The sequence below is a fragment of the Modestobacter sp. SYSU DS0904 genome (genome assembly GCF_054051115.1).
Genome location: NZ_JBJHAQ010000032.1, coordinates 1 through 17,368, shown reverse-complemented (window position 1 = coordinate 17,368; position 17,368 = coordinate 1). Strand labels below are relative to the sequence as shown.

Below are 17,368 nucleotides of genomic sequence, written 5' to 3'. Positions count from 1 at the left end.
TGCTGCCCCTACCCGCTGAGCCGGGCGAGGACCGCGGGGAGCTCCGTGAGGTCGCCGACCTCGTGCTCGGGCTGCGGGCCCGCGGGGTCGACCCGGTGCCCGGGGCGGCGGACCCGCACCGCCGTCAGGCCCGCCTCCAGCGCACCGCGGGTGTCCCGGGCCGACGCCGGGACGTGCACCTGCACCCCGGCGGCGGCCGCCCGGCGGTAGATCTCCGGGTGCGGCTTGTAGGCGCTGAGCCGCTCGCTGGTGAGCACGGCGTCGTCGGCGACCAGCGCGGCGGCCCGGGTGCGCTGGAACAGCACGTCGTCCACGTTGGACAGCACCCCGACCGTGTGCTGCTCGGCCACCAGCGGCAGCGCCCGCCCGACGTCGGGCCACAGCGGCCAGTCCGGCAGCGAGTCCAGCAGCGCCAGCACGTCGGTCGTCGGGTCGGCGTCCAGGCCGCGGGCGGCGTAGGTGGCGGTCAGCGCCCGGCGGCAGTGCTCGGCGAAGGGCACCCACTCGGCGGTGTCGGCCTGCGAGGCCTTGTTCCGGGCGTCCCAGTCGTCGTAGAGGTCGGTGCCGGCGAGGTCCCAGCCGTGACCGTCGGCGAGCGCGCCGAACGCCGCCGACCCGCCGGTCCGGGAGTCGATCAGCGCACTGAACAGGTCGAACGTCACCAGCACACCGTCAGTATGGCCCCGTTGCAGGGTCCCGCCGCGAGCCTGCGAGTGGCGGGGGGCAACGGGGTCCTTCGTCAGCGGAGCAGCTTGGACATCCGCCGGTCCGCGAGCGGCTTCCCTGCGGTCTGGCAGGTGGGGCAGTACTGCAGCGAGGTGTCGGCGAAGGAGACCTCGCGCACCGTGTCGCCGCAGACCGGGCAGGGCAGGCCGGTGCGGGCGTGCACCTGCAGGCCGGCCCGCTTCTCGCCCTTCATCGTGGCCGCGCGCTGCCCGACCTGGCGGTCCAGGGCGCCGGTGAGCACCTCGCGCAGGGCCGCGTGCAGCCGGAGCAGCTCGTCGTCGGTGAGCTTGTCGGCCATCTTGAACGGGGAGAGCCGGGCGGCGTGCAGGATCTCGTCGGAGTAGGCGTTGCCGATGCCGGCGAGCACGGTCTGGTCGGTGAGCGTGCCCTTGAGCTGGGCGTGCCGGCCGGCGAGCAGCCCACCCAGCTGCGCGGTGTCCAGCTCCAGCGCGTCGGGGCCGAGCCGGGCGATGCCGGGCACCTCGCCCGGCGTGCGGACGACGTACACCGCCAGCCCCTTGCGGGTGCCCTGCTCGGTGAGGTCGAACCCGTTGCCGTCATCGAGGTGCAACCGCAGCGCGAGCGGGCCCCTGCCGGGCTTGGGCGGCGCCGTCGGCAGGCCCTCCCGCCAGTGCAGCCAGCCGGCGCGGGCCAGGTGCACCACCAGGTGCAGGCCGGAGACGTCGAGGTCGAGGAACTTGCCGTGCCGGGCGGCGCCGGTGACCTCCAGCCCGGCGAGGGAGGACAGCGGCGGGTCGAAGGTCTTGATCGCCTGGACCGCGGCGAGGTCGACGCGGGTCACGGTCCGGCCGACGGCGTTCTCCCGCAGGAACGCGGCCAGCGCCTCCACCTCGGGCAACTCGGGCACGCGCCCATGATCCACGGAGAACGCCGTCCCCGGGGGCGGAGTCGGCCCCCTCTCCCCTGCCCGAGGGGGCGCCTGCCCGCGGGGGGCGCCTGCCCGCGACCGCGCCGAAGTGGCCACTGCGGCGCGGTGGTTCAGCCGGCAGCAGCGGCGAGGCGCTCGACGATTGTGCGCAGCACCGGCCGCGGCGTGGCCAGGGTGAGCCGCACGTGCCCCGCCCCGGCGCTGCCGCACTCGGTGCCGTCGATCAGCGCCACCCCGGCCTCGCGCAGGAAGAACTCCCCCAGCGGCTCCGCGATGCCCAGCTCCCGGCAGTCCAGCCAGGCCAGGTAGGTGCCCTCCGGCGGGGTGTACCGCACCTGCGGCAGGTGCTCGGCCAGCAGCTCGGCCAGCAGCCGGCGGTTGCCGTCGAGGTAGCCGAGGACGCCGTCCAGCCACGGCCCGCCCTCGGCGTAGGCCACGGTGTTGGCGATCGCGCCCGGGGTGGCACAGCCGTGCTCGGCCCGCTCGCCCACCTCGGCCCAGCGCGCAGCGTCGGCGTCGTTGGACAGCAGCAGCTGCGCGCACTTGAGGCCGGGCAGGTTCCAGGCCTTGGACGCCGACGTCGCGGTGACCGTGTGCGCCGCGGTGACCGGGGACAGCGCGGCGTAGGGCCGGTGCACCTGCCCCGGGTACACCAGCGGCGCATGGATCTCGTCGGCGAACACCCGCGCCCCGCGCCGCGCCACCACCTCGGCCAGGTCCAGCTGCTCGGCCTCGGTGAACACCCGGCCCAGCGGGTTGTGCGGGTTGACGTGCACGAACAGCCCACCACCGGTGAGCGCCCGGTCGACGGCCTCGAGGTCGTAGGTCGGCCGGCCGTCCGCACCGGGCACCATCGGCACCTGCACGACCTCGCGGCCCCGCTCGCCGGGCACCCGCAGGAACGGCATGTACGCGGGGGTGGGCAGCACCACCGGCGCGCCGGGCGGGGTGAAGTGGTCGATCGCCGCGGTGAGCCCCGCGACGACGTCGGCCAGCGGCGCCACCCGCTCGGCGGGCACGGTCCAGCCGTACCGCTCGGCGTGCCACCGGGCGCAGGCCGCGGCCAGGTCGCGCTGGACGGCGGCCGGCAGGTACCCGAACGCCGCGGCGTCGACCGCGTCGTGCAGCGCCCGGGTCACCACCGGGGCCGTGCCGAAGTCCATCTCGGCGACGAACGCCCCGATCGCGGTGCCGAACCTCGTCCACTTCAGGCTGCCGGCGGCCCGCAGCGAGTCCTCGCTCAGCGCGTCGAGGGAGGCCGGGAGGTCGTCGGTCACCGGACCAGTCTCACCCGGCACCGGTGGTGAGCCGGGGTGGGGTGAGGCCCAGCGGCCGGCCGGCCCCGGCGTCGGCCGCGAGCCGGGTGGCCCAGGCGGCCAGCCCGGCGTCGTCCACCCCGTGCCGGCGCGCCGCCGTCCCCGCCGTGGACAGCGAGCGCACCCCGCGGTCGAGCAGCGTGGCCGCGCCGGTCGCGTTGCCCCGGGCGGCGTGGGTGAGCCCGACGGCCAGCTGGGCCAGCCCGCGCCACAGGTCGCGTTCGTCGTCCGGGCAGGACTTCCAGGCGTCCTCCAGGACCTCGTGGGCGTGGAAGGGCCGCTGGGCGTCGAGCAGCTGCTGGGCCTCGGCCAGCGACGCCGCCGGCTCCCGCACGATGCCCTCGGGCGCCCGCGGCTCCCCGACGGCGCCGTGCGGCAGCGGGCGGCCGAGCGCGTCCCGGGGGCGGGCGTTGCGTGCCCGGCCCTCGGGGTCGCGGTCCCGGTCGGTCACCGCAGCACGGTGGTCAGCCGCACCTGCACCCCGTCGCCGGTGGGGGTGATGTCGACGTGGTCGCACAGCTGGCGGGCCAACCACAGGCCCATCCCGCCGAGGGAGAGGTCGTCACCGTGCGCCGGCCCGTAGCCGGCGAACGGGTCCGCCAGCCCGGCGCCGCGGTCGGTGACGGTGCAGACCAGGCGATCGGGGGTGACCCACAGCCGCAGGTCGACCGGCGGCCGGCCGTGCCGCAGCGCGTTGGTGGTCATCTCGTCCACGGCGAGCAGGAAGTCCTCCAGCGCCGGCTCCGAACCCGGCGGCAGGCCGGCCGCGGCGGCCCGGGCGGCCAGGTCCCGGCGGAGGCCGCGCAGGTCGCGCACGCCGTCGGCGCGCACCAGCGGCTCGGTCTCCTCCAGCGGCTCGAGCGGGATCGGCAGGGAGGCGAGGTACTCGGCCGGGTCGACGTGGTCGGGGTTGCGCCGGAGCTCGCCGTCGACGACGACGAACGGGTGGGTGGCGACGGCGGTGGCCACGAGCGGCTCGGGCACCCGGCGGGTGTCGATCAGGCACAGCACCACCACCCCGTCCTCGCCGAGCTCGGCGGCCTCGGTCAGGGTGTGGTCGAGCACCGCGTCGTAGCGCTGCCACTCCCGCCAGGTGTCCGGGTCGGGGCCGGGCAGCGGCTCGAGCACCACCCGGACGACGCCGCCGTCCCCGCCGCGGTGCTGCTCGCCGAGCCGGCGGACGGCGGTGATGGCCGCGGCCGGCCCGTTGCCGTACACGTCGGCCCAGGCAGCCCAGGCGATCTCCGGCCGGTCGCCGAGCTCCTTCTGCAGGAGTGCGGCGGTGGGGTCGGTGCTGACGACCGCCACCGGCTGGCCGGCGTCCAGACCGGCGACGACGAACGAGACGGCGCCGTCGACGAGCTCCGCGTCGGAGGAGGCGATGAGCGCACGGTGCACCCCGGGCCCTGCTGCCCCGTCCATGCGCGCTGGTCTCCGTCCGCCGATCGTCTGCCACCCGGTGTCGCAGCATGCCCTGCGCTCCCTACCCGGCCGCGGCGCGGGCACTCCTCGGTCCGGGGAAGGCCCCCGTCGGGTGACCGGGACCGGACCGTTCCCCGGGGCGTCGCCCGAACCGGGTTGCGGTCCGGAGCCGTCCGTGGAGGATGGACCCGAGGACGGCGTCACTCCGGTGACCCGCCCCCGCAAAGACCCGCGGTCGTCACCGACCGGTCCGGACCTGGAGGGGGTGGTGGCCGTGGCGGCACCGGCGGCCACCGCGGTGCACCGCGGGCACCCGCTCGACGCCGACGGGGCTCGCGCCCGGGTCACCGGTGCTGCGCTGCGCCCCTCGCCGCCCGGCCGGGTGGGGCTGGAGCTGGAGGCCCACGCCGTCGACCTGGCCGAGCCGGCCCGCCGGGTGCCCTGGCACCGGGTGAGCCGCGCCGTCGCGGACCTGCCCGAGCTGCCCGGGAACAGCCTGGTGACCCTCGAGCCGGGTGGCCAGGTCGAGCTCTCCGGCCCACCCCAGCCGGACGTGGCCGCCGCGGTCGAGGCACTGCGCCGTGACCACGCCGTCGTCCGGGCGGGCCTGCGCCGGGTCGGGCTCGGGCTGGCCCCGCTGGGCGCCGATCCCTGCCGGCCGCCCGAGCGGGTGTCCCCGGGCCCGCGCTACCTCGCGATGGCCGAGCACTTCTCCGCCGTCGGCTGCGCCCGGGCGGGGCTGGCGATGATGACCGCGACCGCCTCGCTGCAGGTGAACCTGGAGGCCGGTCCGGAGCGGGGCTGGGCCGACCGGGTGCAGCTGGCGCACGCGCTCGGTCCGGTGCTGGTGGCGGTCTCGGCGTGCTCGCCGCTGCTGGGCGGACGGGAGACCGGGTGGCGCTCGGGCCGGCAGCAGGTCTGGGGTGACCTCGACCAGGCGCGGTGCGGCCCGCTGCTGGGCCGCACCGATCCGGCGGCCGAGTGGGCCGCGTACGCGCTGGCCGCGCCGGTGATGCTGGTCCGGGACGCCGACGGCGGGGCGGACCCGGTGCGCGCGCGGGTGCCGTTCGCCGAGTGGCTGGCCGGCGCCCCGCTCGCCGGCCGGGCGCCGACGGTCGACGACCTCGACTACCACCTGACCACGCTGTTCCCGCCGGTCCGGCTGCGCGGGTTCCTGGAGATCCGCTACCTGGACGCCGCGCCCGCCGCCTGGTGGCCGGCGCTGGCCGCGGTGACCGCCGTCCTGCTGGACGACCCCGTCGCCGCCCCGACCGCCGCCGCCGCGACCGAGCCGGTGGCCGGTGCCTGGACCCGGGCGGCCCGGCACGGGCTCGCCGATCCCGCGCTGCGGCGTGCCGCCCGGGCCTGCCTGGCCGCCGCGGCCGGCCGGGCCCCGGCCGGCCTGCGGCGCGAGGTCGAGGCGCTGGCCGACCTCGTCGACGGGGGCTGCTCCCCCGGCGACGCCCTGCTGACCACCGCTCGGGCCCGGGGTGCGGCAGCCGCGCTGCGGGCGGCCGCCGACACCCCCGAGGAGGAGACGTGACCGATCTGCGCGACCACCTGGCCCGGGAGCTGACCGCGGCCCGCGACCGCACCCTGCACCTGACCGACCTCGACGAGCCCGAGCTGCTGCGCCAGCACTCCCCGCTCATGAGCCCCCTGGTGTGGGACCTCGCCCACGTCGGCCAGCAGGAGGACCTGTGGCTGCTGCGCGGGGGCGACGCCGCGTGCCGTGGCCTGCTGCCACCCGACGTCGAGCAGCTCTACGACGCGTTCACCCACCCGCGGGCCACCCGGGACAAGCTGCCGCTGCTGCCCCCGGTGGAGGCCCGCAGCTTCTGCCGGGAGGTCCGCGGCCGGGTGCTGGACCGGCTGGACCGGTTCACCGCCGACGACGACCCGTTCGACGTGGCGATGGTGGTGAGCCACGAGCAGCAGCACGACGAGACGATGCTGCAGGCCCTGCAGCTGCGCACCGGTCCGGCGGTGCTCGGCGCGGGCACCCCGCTGCCGCCCGGCCGGCCGGGCGTGGCCGGGACGACGGTGCTGGTGCCCGGTGGGGAGTTCACCCTGGGCGTGGACGGCAGCACCGAGCCGTTCTCGCTGGACAACGAGCGGCCCGCGCACACCGTCGACGTCCCGGCGTTCCGGATCGGCCGGGTGCCGGTGACCAACGCCGAGTACGCGGCCTTCGTCGCCGACGGCGGGTACCACCAGCCGCGCTGGTGGTCCGCCCGCGGGTGGGCGCACCGGTGCGCTGCCGGGCTGACCGCGCCGCAGTTCTGGGGCCCCGGCGCCACCCGCACCCGGTTCGGGCTGGTCGAGGAGCTGCCCGGTGACGAACCGGTCCAGCACGTCACCTTCTTCGAGGCGGAGGCCTACGCCGCGTGGACCGCCCAGGTCCAGCCGGGAGCCCGGCTGCCGACCGAGGTCGAGTGGGAGAAGGCGGCGGTCTGGGACCCGGCGCGCGGCCGGCGGCGCCGATACCCCTGGGGGCACACCGACCCGACGCCGGAGCTGGCCAACCTCGGCGGGCAGGCGCTGCGCCCGGCACCGGTGGGCGCCTACCCCGCCGGCGCGTCGGCCTACGGCGCGGAGCAGCTGATGGGCGACGTGTGGGAGTGGACCTCCTCGGACTTCACCCCGTGGCCCGGCTTCACCCCGATGCTCTACGCCGACTACTCCGCCCCGTTCTTCGGCGGCGACTACAAGGTGCTGCGCGGCGGCTCCTGGGCCGTCGGCCCCTCGATCGTGCGGCCGAGCTTCCGCAACTGGGACCACCCGGTGCGTCGCCAGGTGTTCGCCGGGTTCCGGCTGGCCTTCGACGCGTGACCGGAGCCGTCTGATGTGCCGACACCTCGCGTGGCTGGGGCGCCCGCGGACGCTGGCCTCGCTGACGCTGACGCCGCCGTCGTCGCTGCTGGTGCAGTCCTACGCACCACGCCGGCAGCGGTACGGCACGGTCAACGCCGACGGCTGGGGGGTGGGGTTCTGGGCGCCCGGCCGGGCCGAGCCGGCCCGCTGGCGTTCGGCCCGCCCGCTGTGGGGCGACGCGTCGTTCGCCTCGGTCGCCCCGGCCGTCTCCGCCGGCTGCGTGCTGGCCGCCGTCCGGTCCGCGACGGTCGGCATGCCGATCGAGGAGAGCGCGGCCGCCCCGTTCACCGACGGCCGCTGGCTGCTGTCGCACAACGGCCGGGTCGACCGCGCCGTCCTGCCGGCCGCCGCCGACGCCGAGTCCACCGTGGACAGCGCGCTGCTGGCGGCCCTGGTGTTCCGCCGCGGCCTGGCCGCCCTCGCCGACACCGTGCGGGAGGTCGGCGCCGCCGACCCCGGGGCCCGGCTGAACCTGCTCGCCGCCGACGGCTCGCGGCTGCTGGCCACCACCTGGGGCGACACCCTCTCGGTACTGGCCACCGACGACGGGACGGCGCTGGCCAGCGAGCCCTGGGACGACGACCCCCGCTGGTCCGACGTCCCCGACCGGACCCTCGTCGAGGTCACCCCCGACGGCCTCACCCTCACCCCCCTGGACGGATCGGAGCCCGCCGCGTGCCCTTCTCGCTGACCGACCACCTCGGCCCCGTCGACACCGGCGCCGCGCTGCGCGCCGACGCGCTGGCCGGCCTGACCTCGACCCCGAGGACGCTGCCGCCGCGGTGGTTCTACGACGAGCGCGGCAGCGAGCTGTTCGACGAGATCACCCGGCTGCCCGAGTACTACCCGACCCGCACCGAGCGGGCGCTGCTCGAGGCCCATGCCGCGGAGATCGCCACCGCGACCGGCGCCGACACGTTGGTGGAGCTGGGCAGCGGGACGTCGGAGAAGACCCGGCTGCTGCTCGACGCGCTGGACCGGTCGGGCACGCTCCGCCGGTTCGTGCCGGTCGACGTCGACCCGTCGGTGCTGCGGGCGGCCGGGACGGCGCTGGCCGCCGAACGCCCGGGGCTCGACGTGGACGCCGTCGTCGCCGACTTCACCACCGGTCTGGCCGAGCTGCCCCGGGAGGGCCGCCGGCTGGTCGCGTTCCTCGGCTCCACCATCGGCAACCTGGAGCCGGCCGACCGTGCCGCCTTCCTGCGCTCCCTCGCCGCCACCCTGCAGCCCGGCGACGCCTTCCTGCTCGGGACCGACCTGGTCAAGGACCCCGACCGGCTGGTGCGCGCCTACGACGACGCCGCCGGTGTCACCGCTGCGTTCAACCGGAACGTGCTGGCGGTGCTCGACCGGGAGCTCAAGGCCGACTTCGATCCCGGCGCCTTCGCCCACGTCGCGATCTGGGACGCCGAGCGGGAGTGGATCGAGATGCGGCTGCGCTCGGTGCGCGACCAGGTGGTGCACGTGGCCGACCTCGACCTGGAGGTGCCCTTCGCCGCCGGGGAGGAGCTGCGCACCGAGATCTCGGCGAAGTTCCGCCGCGAGCGGGTGGAGGGCGAGCTCGGCGCGGCGGGGCTGCAGGTCACGCACTGGTGGACCGACCCGGCCGGCGACTTCGCCCTCTCCCTCGCCACCCCCGCCTGACCTAGCGTCGTGCCGGTGAGCGACCACCCCTCCCGCCTCCCCCACGACGACCTCGGCGACGCCTGGCGCGCGGCCCGCCCCCGCCCCGCGGGCGTGCACCTGGACAGCGCGGCGTGCAGCCGGCAGAGCACCGCGGTGCTGGACGCGGTCACCGCGCACACCCGGCGTCAGGCGGAGGCGGGAGCGCACGCCGAGCGGGACGTCGAGGGGCTGCTGCAGCAGGGCCGCTCGGTGCTCGGCGGGCTGGTCGGGCTGGCCGCCGCCGACGTCGCGTTCACCGAGAGCGCCTCCGCGTCGGTGCGCACGCTGTTCTCCCGCTGGCGGCTGCCCGCCGGGGCCCGGATCGGGGTGCTCCCCGGCGAGTACTGGCACAACGCCGCCGTGTTCGCCGACGCCGGGCTCACCCCGCAGCTGCTGCCCGCCGATCCCCTGGGCCGCGCCGATCTGGCCGGCGTCGAGCGGGTCCTGGCCACCCACCCGCCGGCCCTGCTCCACGTGACCCTCGTCGCCAGCCACCGCGGCGTCGTCCAGCCCGGCCGGGAGCTGGCCGCCCTGTGCCGGGCCGCCGGTGTCCCGCTGGTGCTGGACGCCGCGCAGGCGCTCGGGCACGTGGACTGCGACCTGGGCGCCGACGCCGTCTACGGCACCTCGCGCAAGTGGCTCGCCGGCCCGCGCGGGGTCGGCTTCCTGGCCGCCCGGCCGGCGGTCACCGCACGGATGACCCCGGTGGTGGGCCCCGAGCTGTTCGACGACCCCGGCGAGGTCGACCACGCCCGCTGGTACGAGTCGTCCGACGCCCACACGGCCGGCCGGGTCGGCCTGGTGCACGCGGTCGGGGAGCACCTGGCTGCCGGACCGGACCGGGTGCGCGCCCGGCTGGCCGGGCTGGGGCGGGCCACCCGGGAGCTGCTGGACGGACGGGGCGGGTGGCGGGTGGTCGAGCCGCTGGACGAGCCCACGGCGATCACCACGCTGCGCCCACCGGCCGGCGTCGACGTCCGACAGACCGTGCGGCGGTTGCAGGCGGCGCACGGCGTCGTCGTCACCCCCGTCGGCCGGGAGCGGGCCCGGCCGGAGCTGAGCGGCCCGGTGCTGCGGGTGTCACCGCACCTCGACGCGACGACGGCGGACCTCGGGGTGCTGGCCGGTGCACTGGCCAACTGAAACGGATCTGGGCGGTACTGCATCCACGGCCGAGGGCAGGGAGGAAGTAGGGGTGACAGTCCACTCCAACGGAAGGAACGTCACCGTGAACAAGTCCCGCCCGATCGCCCTGACCGCCGGCGCCACCGGCGCGTTCGCCCTGCTCTTCACGGCCACGCCCGCGCTGGCCGACTCGCACACGGCGACCGTCTCGATCCTGCACGGTGTCCCCGACACGCCCGTCGACGTCTACGCCAACGGCGAGGAGCTGCTGTCCGACTTCCAGCCGGGCACCCTCACCGACCCGCTGACGCTGCCCTCCGGCGAGTACGACCTGACGGTCTACCCGGCCGGCGCCGACCCCGAGTCTGCCGAGGTCGCGATCAGCCTCGACGACGTGGAGATCCCCGCGGGCGCCAACGCCACCGTGGTCGCCCACCTGACCGAGGCCGGCGCCCCGTCGCTCACCCCGTTCGTGAACGACACCTCATCTGTCCCCGCGGGCGAGGGCCGGCTCACCGTGCGCCACGTGGCCGCGGCCCCCGCGGTCGACGTCCGGGCCGGTGGCGAGGTCGTCATCGACGGGCTGACCAACCCGAACGAGGAGTCGCTGACCGTCCCGGCCGGGACCGTGAGCGCCGACGTGGTGCTCGCCGGCACCGACACCGTGGCGATCGGCCCGGCCGACCTGTCGGTGGCCGAGGGCGCGAACACGGTCGTCTACGCCTGGGGTTCCGGTGACGCCGGCTACGAGCTCGCCACCCAGACGGTGAGCGGTGCCGAGTCCGCCCCGAGTGGTGTCCCCGGTGGCTCGGCCGGCCTGGCCGCTGACGAGGGCATGCCGGCGCCGCTGGTCGGCCTGACCGTGGTCGGCCTCGCCGGTGCGGCGTTCGCTGCCCGCAAGTACGCCACCAGCCGGGTCTGACCCGACCCGCACCTGAGGATGACCACCGTGCGCGCTCCCGTGGCCGGGTTGGTCCTGGGGCTGGCCCTGGCGATCGGGACCCCGGTCGCCTGGGCGGTCACCCGGCCCGACCCGGCGACGGGCAGCACGGTGGAGCAGGCGCTCGACGCCGCGCCAGCGACGTCAGCATCGCCGTCGGCGGCACCGTCCCCCTCCGGGACGGTGCCGCCGACGGCGCCTGCTCTCGACCTCCCCCCGGTGACGACCCGGGACGCCGCGCCCACCGTGCCGGCGCCGGTGCCGGCGCCGGTCCGGCTCAGCGTGCCGGCCCGCGGCGTGGATGCCCCCCTCGACCCGGTGGGCGTCGCCCCGGACGGCCAGATGGAGCTGCCGGAGGACGTGGACCGGGTCGGCTGGTACCGCTTCGGCCCCGTCCCCGGGGACGCCGGCTCCGCCGTGCTCGCCGGGCACGTCGATGATCGGGAGCAGGGCCTGGGCGCGCTGGCCCCACTGCGCTCCACCGAGGTCGGCGAGGTCATCGTGGTGACCGGTGCGACCGGTGAGGAGACCCGCTGGCAGGTGGTCTCCCGGGAGCTGATCACCAAGCAGGCCCTGCCGCTGGACACGATCTTCAGCCGGGAGGGACCACCCCGGCTGGTGCTGGTCACCTGCGGCGGGCCGTTCCTGCCCGAGTTGCGCAGCTACCGCGACAACGTCGTCGTCGTGGCCACGCCACTGCCGTGACCGCCGCAACGGCGACCCTCTACGGTCGTTCCGTGCGGTCGGCCGCTCCCCAGGAGCCCCTCGACCCGGACGACGACGACGTCGCCCGGCGGTTCCGCGCTGGCGACGAGCAGGCGCTGGCGCTGGCCTACGGCCGCTGGGCGGGCACCGTGCACGGCATGGCGGTGCGGGCCTTCGGTCCCGGGCCGGACGCCGAGGACGTCACCCAGCAGGTCTTCATCAGCGCCTGGACCGGCCGGGCCGGCTACTCCCCGGACCAGGGACCCCTGCCGGCCTGGCTGGTCGGGGTCTGCCGGCACAAGATCGCGGACACCTGGGCGCGCCGCGAGCGGCAACGCCGTTCCGCGGAGGCCGCCATCACCGACGCGCAGCGCCGGCCGGCGGGTGGTCCCGACGACGGGCTCGACGCCGTGGTCGCCGACCGCGTGCTGCTGCTCGGCGAGTTGAACCGGATCGGGCAGCCGCAACGAACCATCATCGAGCTGGCGTTCTACGCCGACCTCACCCACGCCCAGATCGCCGACCGCACCGGTCTGCCCCTGGGCACCGTCAAGAGCCACATCCGGCGCACCCTGGAGCGCCTGCGGACCCGATTGGAGGTGGACGGTGCCACACTGCACCCCTGAGCAGCTGGCGCTCGCCGCCCTCCGCGAGCCGCTGCCCCCCAGGACACCGCGCACCTGGCCGGGTGCGCCGCGTGCCAGGCCGAGGTCGCCTCGCTGCAGCGCAGCGTCGAGATCCTCGCCGTCCCCGCGCTCGCCGCCCCCGGGGAGCCGGTCCAGCCGCCGCCCCGCGTGTGGGCGGCCATCGCCGCCGCCACCGGGGTCGAGGCGACCCCGGCCTCCGTCTCGCCGCCGAACCAGGTCCAGGCGCAGCCGCAGCCGCAGCCGACCGGGGACGGCGAGGTCGTGCCGCTGCGCCCGCGGCGGGCGCCGGCCCGACGCTGGCTCGCCGTCGCTGCCGCGCTGCTGGTCGGCGGGGTGGTCGGCGCCGGTGCCGTGACGGTCCTCCAGGAGGGCAGCGGGAGCATGGTCGCCGAGGCCGGGCTGGACCCGCTGGAGCCGCCGAACGGCGAGGAGGCATCCGGCCGGGCCGAGATCCGGGAGGTCGGGGGACGCCGGTCCCTCGAGGTCGACCTGTCCGCCCCGCAGCTGCAGGACGGGTACTACGAGGTGTGGCTGCTGCGGCCCGACGTCTCGGGCATGGTGCAGGTCGGGGTCGTCACCGCGGGCACCACGTCCCTGCCGCTGCCCGACGGGCTCGACCTGGCCGCCTTCCCGGTGGTCGACGTCTCGGTCGAGCCCCTGGACGGCGACCCGACCCACTCCGGCGTCTCGGTCGCCCGGGGTGAGCTGAGCTGAGCCGCTGACGGGTACGCCACGGGGGCCCGGCAGCGCCGGACCCCCGTGGCGGGCGCGACGTCAGACGACGAACTGCGCGACCCGGCTCTCCAGGTCCGCGGCCCGGCCGGCCAGCTGGTCGGCGATGCTGCGGGTGGACTCGATCCGCTCGGCGCTGCTCTCGGCCGAGCCGGTGACCGCCTCGGCGCCCGAGGCGATGTCGCGGCCGCCCGCGGCGGCGACGCCGATGTTCCGGTCGATCTCCGCCGCGGCCGCGGTCTGCTGCTCGACCGCCGCGGCGATGGTCGCCTGCAGCTCGTTGATCTGCCCGACGGTGTCGCCGATCCGGGCGATCGCCTGCACGGCCTGACCGGAGTCGGCCTGGATGGCCTGGATCCGCATCGAGACGTCCTCGGTGGCCTTGGCCGTCTCCTGGGCCAGCTCCTTGACCTCGGTGGCGACGACGGCGAAGCCCTTGCCCAGCTCACCGGCGCGGGCGGCCTCGATGGTGGCGTTGAGCGCCAGCAGGTTGGTCTGCTCCGCGATGCCGGTGATCACCTTGATGACGTTGCCGATCTCGGCCGAGGAGTTGCCGAGCTGGTTGAGGGTGTCGTTGGTGCTGGCGACGATCCGGACGGCGTCGTCGGCGACCGCCGCGGCCTGCTGCGCGGACCGGGAGATGTCCCGGATGGAGGCGGTCATCTCCTCGGCGCCGGTGGCCAGCTGGGCGACGTTGCCGGAGACCGACTGGGCGGTGCCGGAGACCGAGTGCGCGTGCCCCACCCCGGTGCGCGAGGCCTCGACGACGTCGGCGGTGGCGGTGGTCAGCTCGCGGACCAGTCCGGTCATCGAGCCCGCCGAGCCGATCACGTCGGACACCATCTCGCGGATCCGGGCCAGGCCCAGGGACAGCGCCCCGCTCAGCTGGCCGAGCTCGTCCTCGGAGGTGCGCTCGATGGTGTGCGTCAGGTCGCCGCGGGCCAGCGCATCGGCGGCCGCGCGGACCGGCTCGATGCGGCTGCGGATGTCGCGGGCGATGAACCAGCCCAGCCCGACCGCGAGCAGGACGCCGGCCACCAGCAGGGCCATGGTCAGCAGCTCGGCCTCGGCGAAGCTGTCGCCGATCACCTCCCGGCTGGCCTCCTCGTCGGCGACCAGCGCGTCGGCCAGGTCGCCGACCTGCTTCTGCAGGTCGAGGTAGGCGGCAGTGGCGATCTCACCCAGCTGCACCGCGTTCGGGGCGCCGGCGCGCAGCCCGGCCTGGTAGGCCGCGTCGGTGTCGACCATCTCGACCCACTGGTCGCGCAGCTCCTCGGCCTGCGGGCGGAACTCGTCGGGCACGTTCTCGACGACGGCCGCGACGGAGGCGTCGGTGGCGGCCTTCGACTCCAGCTGCAGCGCGGCCTGCATCTGCGCGGTGGCGAGGTCGCCCGTCGCGCCACTGAGGCCGGCGACCAGGCCGTGCACCGAGTAGGACTGGTAGTCGTCGGTGAGCTGCTGGAGGTCGGCGAGCGGCCGGACGTCCCGGGTGGAGAGGTCCTCCACCTGGCCGTGGATGGAGTCCATCTGGCCCACGTTGGTCAGGCCGAGCGCGACCATGAGGGCCGCGACGCCGAGGAAGGCGGCGATGAGCTTCGTGCGCACGCTGCGGCGCAGGAAGGAGGGGGTCAGCGACGACACCGGAGAGGCTCCCGAGATGAGATCAGTTGGTACGACACTCATCGGCCGATCCGATGCGGGAGTGGAGCGGAATCGGCGCCTCCGGTTCGTGATCTTCGACGCGGCCGTCCGGGGCACCACGGGGTGGGTCACCGCACCACCCAGGACGCCGGGGCGTTGAGCACAACGCTCTTGCACAGCGGGCACCACCGGCTCTACGGTTCCTTACATGAGTAATGAACCAACGAGCCGTCCGGCTCGTCTCGTTGGTGCCGGGACGACGTGAACGACGACGCCGGCCCGCTCTTCCGGCAGGTCGCGACCCAGCTCGAGGACGCGATCGTCGACGGCTCCCTCCCCGAGGAGAGCCAGGCCCCCTCGTCCAACGAGCTGGCCGCGTTCCACCGGATCAACCCCGCCACCGCCGCCAAGGGACTGAACCAGCTGGTCGCGGACGGGGTCCTCCACAAGAGAAGAGGAGTGGGGATGTTCGTCGCCACCGGCGCCCGCGAGCAGCTGCTGAAGCGGCGGCGCAGCGAGTTCGCCGACCAGTACCTGACACCGTTGCTGATCGAGGCCGAGAAGGTCGGGATCAGCGTGCCCGAGATCGCCGCCATGCTCCGGGAACGGACGGATCGGCCATGACCGCCGCCGCGACCCTGGACCGGGTCACCATGCGGTTCCGGGGCCACACCGCCCTCACCGAGGTCTCGGTCGACTTCCAGGCCGACACCATCACCGGGCTGCTCGGCCGCAACGGCGCGGGCAAGACGACGCTCATGCAGCTGCTCACCGGGCACCGCGTGCCGACGTCCGGCCGGGTGGAGGTGCTCGGCGGCCGCCCGTACGAGAACGACGCGGTGCTGAGCCGGGTGTGCTTCATCAAGGAGGGGCAGCGCTACCCCGACCACTTCCGCGTGCGGGACGCCGTGGACGTCGCGGCGACGCTCTACCCGAGCTGGGACCGCGACCTGGCCGAGCAGTTGCTCGCCGACTTCGATCTGCCCCGCAAGCGGCCGGTCAACAAGCTCTCCCGCGGCATGACCTCCGCGGTCGGGGTGGTCATCGGCCTGGCCTCGCGCGCACCGTTGACGCTCTTCGACGAGCCGTACCTGGGCCTGGACGCCGTCGCCCGGCAGCTGTTCTACGACCGCCTGCTGACCGACTACGCCGAGCACCCCCGGACGGTGGTGCTCTCCACGCACCTGATCGAGGAGATCAGCGACCTGCTCGAGCACGTCGTCCTCATCGACCGAGGGCGGGTGCTGCTCGACGCGGATGCCGACTCGCTGCACGGCACCGCACTGACGGTGTCGGGCCCCGCGACCGCGGTGGCGGCCTTCGGCACCGAGCAGCGGGTGCTCCGGACGGAGTCGCTCGGCGGCCATGCCCGGGCGGTGGTCCAGGTCGGCACCGCAGCCGACCGCCGGCATGCCACCACCCTGGGGCTCACCGTCGAGACGACGTCGCTCCAGCAGCTGGTGGTGGCGCTCAGCCGCGCGGCGGAGGGCTCCCCCCAGGCGCCGCACGACACCGCCCTCGAGGAGGTCTCCCGATGAACCGCGTGCTCGCCGCCGCTCGCATGCACCTCGCCCACCCACTCGTGATCTTCGGTGTGCCCTGGCTGGTGGTCGGCATCGCCTTCGCCATCAACCTCGCGATCTGGGGCGTCGGCGACGTCGCCGCGCAGACGCCGGGTGGTGGGACGACCGGCGGCCTCGCGTCGCTGTACATCACCGTGCTGGTCGTCTTCATCCAGGCGGTCACGCAGATGTTCCCGTTCGCGATGGGCGTGAGCCTCAGCCGGCGGACCTTCTACCTGGGCACCACTCTGGTGGCGGCGGGCCAGGCCCTGGGCTACGGAGTGGCGCTGACGGCACTCAACTCGGTGGAACGCGCGACGGACGGCTGGTGGATGGGGCTCCGCTTCTGGGGCCCCGGCGCGATTGATGTCGGCAACCCGGTGCCGCAGGTGGTGGTCTACGCCCTGCCGATGCTCGCCTGTGCGTTCCTGGGCATGGCGGTCGGTGTCGTGCACAAGCGCTGGGGCGCTAACGGGCTCTGGACACTGGCGATCGCGACGCTCGTGCTGCTGGGCGGGATCACCGTGCTGCTCACCGGCCTCGACGCCTGGGGGGACGTCGGCCGCTGGTTGGTCGCCCAGAGCGTCTACGCCTACACGCTGCTGCTGCCGGCGCTGGCTGCGGTGGCCCTGGCTGGGCTGTCGTGGACGGGACTCCGCCGCGCCGTTCCCTGACCGAGCACGACGGACGACTGGCCGGCCACGGAGGTGGCCGGCCAGTCGTGCGTTGGACCCGATGCCCAGCCACCGACGGCTTCTGTCACGTGATGGTTCACGGCACGACTTGGCTGGCCGTCGCGGGGGCGGGCGGCGGCTGGTGTCCGCCGGGCAGGAGGTGGCCGGGCAGCGCTGCCGCGGGCACCACAGCCTTGTGCGCCAGGCCCGGAACGGTCCCCAGTGACAGAACTGGGTCCTCAGCCGGGTGGCGCGTGGTTGCCTCACCTGACCCTGGACATGCCGAAACGGGGCCGCAGCCTGTGGCTGTGACCCCGTTTCGGGAAAGATTGTCCGGCGGCGTCCTACTCTCCCACCCGGTCCCCCGGGCAGTACCATCGGCGCTGAAAGGCTTAGCTTCCGGGTTCGGAATGAGACCGGGCGTTTCCCTTTCGCCATGACCGCCGTAAC

At 75.6% G+C, this 17,368-nt stretch carries 18 protein-coding genes and 1 rRNA gene; 12 read left to right on the top strand and 7 right to left on the bottom strand.

Features of this window, described 5'->3' with window-relative positions:
• Positions 1 to 8: 8 nt before the first annotated feature.
• The 5 genes from ACI79U_RS17150 to ACI79U_RS17130 all read right to left on the bottom strand — a co-directional run bounded on the left by ACI79U_RS17150 (position 9) and on the right by ACI79U_RS17130 (position 4,353).
• Complete coding sequence (locus ACI79U_RS17150) at positions 9 to 668, bottom strand: haloacid dehalogenase (RefSeq protein WP_457071508.1); 660 nt, start codon at positions 666 to 668, stop codon at positions 9 to 11.
• Positions 669 to 739: 71 nt separating this feature from the next.
• A complete protein-coding gene (locus tag ACI79U_RS17145) occupies positions 740 to 1,594 on the bottom strand; it encodes an Fpg/Nei family DNA glycosylase (protein ID WP_457071506.1) in 855 nt (284 codons plus the stop codon).
• A gap of 131 nt (positions 1,595 to 1,725) precedes the next feature.
• Complete coding sequence (locus ACI79U_RS17140) at positions 1,726 to 2,892, bottom strand: MalY/PatB family protein (protein ID WP_457072083.1); 1,167 nt, start codon at positions 2,890 to 2,892, stop codon at positions 1,726 to 1,728.
• Positions 2,893 to 2,902: 10 nt separating this feature from the next.
• A complete protein-coding gene (locus ACI79U_RS17135) occupies positions 2,903 to 3,382 on the bottom strand; it encodes a DUF309 domain-containing protein (RefSeq protein ID WP_457072080.1) in 480 nt (159 codons plus the stop codon).
• A complete protein-coding gene (locus ACI79U_RS17130; RefSeq protein ID WP_457072078.1) occupies positions 3,379 to 4,353 on the bottom strand; it encodes an anti-sigma factor RsbA family regulatory protein in 975 nt (324 codons plus the stop codon). The genes ACI79U_RS17135 and ACI79U_RS17130 overlap by 4 nt, the downstream gene beginning before the upstream one ends.
• Before the next feature lie 274 nt (positions 4,354 to 4,627).
• Between ACI79U_RS17130 and egtA the strand changes: the two genes are divergently transcribed.
• The 9 genes from egtA (at position 4,628) to ACI79U_RS17085 (ending at position 13,023) form a co-directional block, all read left to right on the top strand.
• Entirely contained in the window at positions 4,628 to 5,896 is a 1,269-nt protein-coding gene (gene egtA / locus ACI79U_RS17125; RefSeq protein ID WP_457072700.1) for an ergothioneine biosynthesis glutamate--cysteine ligase EgtA, read from the top strand.
• The gene (egtB, locus tag ACI79U_RS17120) at positions 5,893 to 7,185 is read left to right on the top strand and encodes an ergothioneine biosynthesis protein EgtB (RefSeq protein ID WP_457072073.1); all 1,293 of its coding nucleotides are present in this window, start codon (positions 5,893 to 5,895) and stop codon (positions 7,183 to 7,185) included. The genes egtA and egtB overlap by 4 nt, the downstream gene beginning before the upstream one ends.
• A 13-nt stretch (positions 7,186 to 7,198) precedes the next feature.
• Positions 7,199 to 7,918 carry an ergothioneine biosynthesis protein EgtC gene (gene egtC, locus ACI79U_RS17115; RefSeq protein WP_457072071.1) on the top strand — a complete coding sequence of 240 codons (720 nt, stop codon included), beginning with the start codon at positions 7,199 to 7,201 and terminating at the stop codon, positions 7,916 to 7,918.
• Positions 7,903 to 8,871 carry an L-histidine N(alpha)-methyltransferase gene (gene egtD / locus ACI79U_RS17110; protein ID WP_457072068.1) on the top strand — a complete coding sequence of 323 codons (969 nt, stop codon included), beginning with the start codon at positions 7,903 to 7,905 and terminating at the stop codon, positions 8,869 to 8,871. Before egtC ends, egtD begins: the two co-directional genes overlap by 16 nt.
• A gap of 15 nt (positions 8,872 to 8,886) precedes the next feature.
• Positions 8,887 to 10,035 carry an ergothioneine biosynthesis PLP-dependent enzyme EgtE gene (egtE, locus tag ACI79U_RS17105; RefSeq protein WP_457072065.1) on the top strand — a complete coding sequence of 383 codons (1,149 nt, stop codon included), beginning with the start codon at positions 8,887 to 8,889 and terminating at the stop codon, positions 10,033 to 10,035.
• Between the two features lie 52 nt (positions 10,036 to 10,087).
• Positions 10,088 to 10,939, top strand: a complete 852-nt coding sequence (locus ACI79U_RS17100; protein WP_457072816.1) for a DUF4397 domain-containing protein — start codon at positions 10,088 to 10,090, stop codon at positions 10,937 to 10,939.
• A 27-nt stretch (positions 10,940 to 10,966) separates the two neighbouring features.
• Positions 10,967 to 11,662 carry a class F sortase gene (locus ACI79U_RS17095; RefSeq protein ID WP_457072060.1) on the top strand — a complete coding sequence of 232 codons (696 nt, stop codon included), beginning with the start codon at positions 10,967 to 10,969 and terminating at the stop codon, positions 11,660 to 11,662.
• Between the two features lie 32 nt (positions 11,663 to 11,694).
• Entirely contained in the window at positions 11,695 to 12,288 is a 594-nt protein-coding gene (locus ACI79U_RS17090) for an RNA polymerase sigma factor (protein WP_457072058.1), read from the top strand.
• 168 nt (positions 12,289 to 12,456) lie between these two features.
• Entirely contained in the window at positions 12,457 to 13,023 is a 567-nt protein-coding gene (locus ACI79U_RS17085; protein ID WP_457072815.1) for an anti-sigma factor, read from the top strand.
• A 60-nt stretch (positions 13,024 to 13,083) separates the two neighbouring features.
• On the opposite strand, the gene ACI79U_RS17080 is transcribed toward ACI79U_RS17085, so the two are convergent.
• Positions 13,084 to 14,682 carry a methyl-accepting chemotaxis protein gene (locus ACI79U_RS17080; protein WP_457072052.1) on the bottom strand — a complete coding sequence of 533 codons (1,599 nt, stop codon included), beginning with the start codon at positions 14,680 to 14,682 and terminating at the stop codon, positions 13,084 to 13,086.
• A 261-nt stretch (positions 14,683 to 14,943) separates the two neighbouring features.
• Here ACI79U_RS17080 and ACI79U_RS17075 point away from each other — a divergent pair, with 261 nt between their 5' ends.
• From ACI79U_RS17075 to ACI79U_RS17065, 3 genes are read left to right on the top strand one after another with little or no spacing between them, the layout of a single operon-like run.
• Positions 14,944 to 15,306 carry a GntR family transcriptional regulator gene (locus ACI79U_RS17075; protein ID WP_457072049.1) on the top strand — a complete coding sequence of 121 codons (363 nt, stop codon included), beginning with the start codon at positions 14,944 to 14,946 and terminating at the stop codon, positions 15,304 to 15,306.
• A complete protein-coding gene (locus ACI79U_RS17070; protein ID WP_457072046.1) occupies positions 15,303 to 16,220 on the top strand; it encodes an ABC transporter ATP-binding protein in 918 nt (305 codons plus the stop codon). Before ACI79U_RS17075 ends, ACI79U_RS17070 begins: the two co-directional genes overlap by 4 nt.
• Complete coding sequence (locus ACI79U_RS17065) at positions 16,217 to 16,918, top strand: hypothetical protein (RefSeq protein ID WP_457072043.1); 702 nt, start codon at positions 16,217 to 16,219, stop codon at positions 16,916 to 16,918. The genes ACI79U_RS17070 and ACI79U_RS17065 overlap by 4 nt, the downstream gene beginning before the upstream one ends.
• 331 nt (positions 16,919 to 17,249) lie before the next feature.
• Here the strand turns inward: ACI79U_RS17065 and rrf are convergent.
• Positions 17,250 to 17,366: ribosomal RNA gene (gene rrf, locus ACI79U_RS17060) — 5S ribosomal RNA — on the bottom strand.
• Between the last annotated feature and the right edge of the window lie 2 nt (positions 17,367 to 17,368).

What these genes read in the sequence shown, in the direction of transcription:
- ACI79U_RS17070 (WP_457072046.1), top strand. Translation starts at nt 15,303, where the DNA reads ATGACCGCCGCCGCGACCCTGGACCGGGTCACCATGCGGTTCCGGGGC.
- ACI79U_RS17130 (WP_457072078.1), bottom strand. Translation starts at nt 4,353, where the DNA reads ATGGACGGGGCAGCAGGGCCCGGGGTGCACCGTGCGCTCATCGCCTCC.
- egtC (WP_457072071.1), top strand. Translation starts at nt 7,199, where the DNA reads ATGTGCCGACACCTCGCGTGGCTGGGGCGCCCGCGGACGCTGGCCTCG.
- ACI79U_RS17065 (WP_457072043.1), top strand. Translation starts at nt 16,217, where the DNA reads ATGAACCGCGTGCTCGCCGCCGCTCGCATGCACCTCGCCCACCCACTC.